We start from the raw sequence: 2,717 nt of genomic DNA, 5'->3' as shown, positions 1-2,717 counted from the left end.
GGCCACCACGCTGGCCATCCAGAACGAGAGCGGCGGGTGGTCCAGATATCCCCAGCTGAGCGCGCGGGACACCACCACCTCGTACGACTCGTCCACGCCCAGTCCGATCGTGGCGGCGAGGATCACCCGCGCCACGATGCCGACGACGATGATCGCGATGACGGCGCGCGTTTCCGGGCGCATGCGGCCGCCCGGCTCCGTCGCGTCGCGGGCGCCGGTCAGCGGCATGGGTGGCAAATTGGCATCGGCATCTGGCGAGCACATGATGGTCGGGCACGCCGCGCGCGTCAACGGCTCCCGGCCACTTTCCGGCGGCGCCGGCGCCTACTGCGTGCCCAGGCTCCGCGCCAATGCCGGCGTGGGATAGTACGCGAACAGCACCGACCCGCCCGCGATCAGGTCGATGATCCGGGGCGCCGCGGCGGTGCTGAGCGCCGGGCATCCCTCGCTCCGTCCCAGCCGCCCTTCGCGGCGGATCATGTCGGCGCTCACGTACCACGCGCCATGCATCACGATGCCGCGCTGCAGGGCGTTGTCGTTGAGCCCCGGATCGAGCCCCTGGAGCCGCAGCGACAGCCCGTTCTTGCCGTCGTAGGTCTCCGCCGTGACGAACGTCCCCAAGCTGGACTCGTAGCTGCGTTCACGATTGGAGAACCGGGTGGCCACGTCGTCGCCGCTGCCGCGGCCGTGGGCCACGAGTTCGCGCGCCAGCACCTTACCCCGCAACAGGTCGAGCACCCACAGCCGGCGCTCGCGACTGGGCAGCGTGTAATCGATCACGGTGAGCAGTGCGTGCTTGACCGTCCCCGCGACCACCGCCTGGCGATAGCCCAGCAGCGCCGCACGAAGCACGGAGAGCCGGAGGCCCGACTGCCGCGCCGCCCGCTCCACGGCCGCCTCGGTAGTGGAGTCCATGCCGGGCACCGCGATCGGCGCGCGCAACGGCTCCCCGGCCCGAACGCGGGAGAGCGGCACGCACAGCAACAGGGCAAAGAGTGCCGCCCTCAGGCGGATCGACGCATGAGCCAGGTGAAACCTCGGCAGGGTTGTCGGGAGACTTCTGCAGCCTAGTTCATGCCCGCGCAAGAAACAACGCGCGCGCCGAGGAACATCTGAACTCGCGGCTCATCTGTTTATGAAATGGCCGTCGCGCCCGTAAATGTCGGGCACGAACCACACCACCCCGCCGGCCGTCGCCATCGCCGTGTTGTACTCCACGATCACGCGCATGGGGTGCGGAATCATCACGCGCCGGAACACCGGCGTCTCCATGGCCGCGTCCACGCTGTCGGCGTTCCACCCCGTGCCGTCGCGCATCACCCAGATGGCCAGGTCGCGCGCGCGCTCCACGCGAATGCATCCGTGGCTGAAGTCGCGCCGAGATCTCTCGAACAGTTCGCCGAACGGCGTATCGTGCAGGTAGATGTTGCTGTCGTTGGGGATCACGAACTTCACGCGTCCGAGCGGATTCGCCGGCCCGCGCCGCTGACGCACGCGCAGCGCCCCCGCGCGGAGCGCCTCGATCACACTCGGCCTCACGGTGTCGCCCACCACCACGTCGCCCGCGCCCACCATCTCCATGTCCTGGCGGCGCAGGTACGACGGATCGCCGCCCAGCTTGGGGATGATCTCCCTGACCAGGATGCTCCTCGGCACGTTCCACTCCGGCCAGAAGTCCAGGTACCGCAACTGCTCCACCAGGACCGGCGTGGACATGCGATCGGCTCGACCCACGATCACCTTCATCACGAGCGCCGCCGCCGTGTCTTCCCCCGTGCCGTCGAACGCGAACAGCTGGAATGCGGGCACGTTCACGACGATGAACGGGCCGCTGTCCATGGGCGGCTCGTGGCGAATCTGCTCCAGGGAACGCTCGATCTCGCGCACGCGGACGGCCAGCGGAGTCTGCAGCTGGGCCAGCGTCTCGCGTCCGATGATGCCGTCGTCTTCGAGACCGTGGCGCCGCTGGAAGCGCCGCACCGCGTCCACCACGGGACCGGCATACACGCTCCCCGTATCCGACCCGCCGGCGGTGTCGAGATCCCCCAGCGCCAGCAAGCGCACGCGCAGTTCGGGGACGGCCGCGAACGTATCCCCCGGTCGCACCGGAAGCGCGGCCGGCGTGGGGAATGCCGGAATCGTGGAGTCGGCCGCGAGCCCGCGGTATCGCGACAGCGCGTGCACGAGCAGCCGGTAGTCCGGCCGCCGGGTGACGACCGTGTCCACCAGCCAGGCGAGCGAATCGCGGGCTGCCGCCAGCGCCGGGGCATCGCGGGCCGTCGGGATCGCCGACGCGCGCTCCGCGGCGGCCCGATCCCTTGCCGACTCCGGTTCGCGCAGGCCGGCGGGATGGCAGGTCGTCGAAGCCAGCAGGATCACGAGCGCAACACTGCGCCGCATCGATGACGACCGCATGTGCATGAAGTATCCGCGCAGCCGAGGTCCGGGGCTGTCGGGCGTCGGTGGACGCGGTGTAGGTACACGGGGAAGCAGGGCAGCCGCGGGCGGCGTTGCGATCTCACTTGATCCGGCGCCCGCGCACCGGCACCTTATGTGCGACCGACTCCCTGCACTCCTACGGTGATGAACCCATGATCTCCGCACGCGAAGCGCTCGAACGGCTGCAAGACGGGAACGCCCGGTTCGCCACGAGCGTGAATGGATCCGACGAGCAGCTCACGCACCCGCGCCGCGCCGAATTGGTGACGACGCAGGAG

General features: G+C 69.7%; 3 protein-coding genes. All 3 read right to left on the bottom strand.

Annotation, left to right across the window (positions count from 1 at the left end):
* On the bottom strand, window positions 1-228 hold a 228-nt coding region (locus tag VNE60_11740; GenBank protein HVB32191.1), incomplete at its 3' end, for a hypothetical protein.
* A gap of 96 nt (window positions 229-324) precedes the next feature.
* Window positions 325-915, bottom strand: a complete 591-nt coding sequence (locus tag VNE60_11735; GenBank protein ID HVB32190.1) for a murein L,D-transpeptidase catalytic domain family protein — start codon at window positions 913-915, stop codon at window positions 325-327.
* Window positions 916-1,125: 210 nt separating this feature from the next.
* Entirely contained in the window at window positions 1,126-2,415 is a 1,290-nt protein-coding gene (locus VNE60_11730; GenBank protein HVB32189.1) for a L,D-transpeptidase family protein, read from the bottom strand.
* Window positions 2,416-2,717 lie beyond the last annotated feature (302 nt).

The organism is Gemmatimonadaceae bacterium, assembly GCA_035533755.1.
In the GTDB taxonomy this organism is placed as follows: domain Bacteria; phylum Gemmatimonadota; class Gemmatimonadetes; order Gemmatimonadales; family Gemmatimonadaceae; genus JAGWRI01.
Note: the sequence above shows the minus strand (reverse complement) of the source record. Positions and strands in the feature narration are given on the sequence as shown.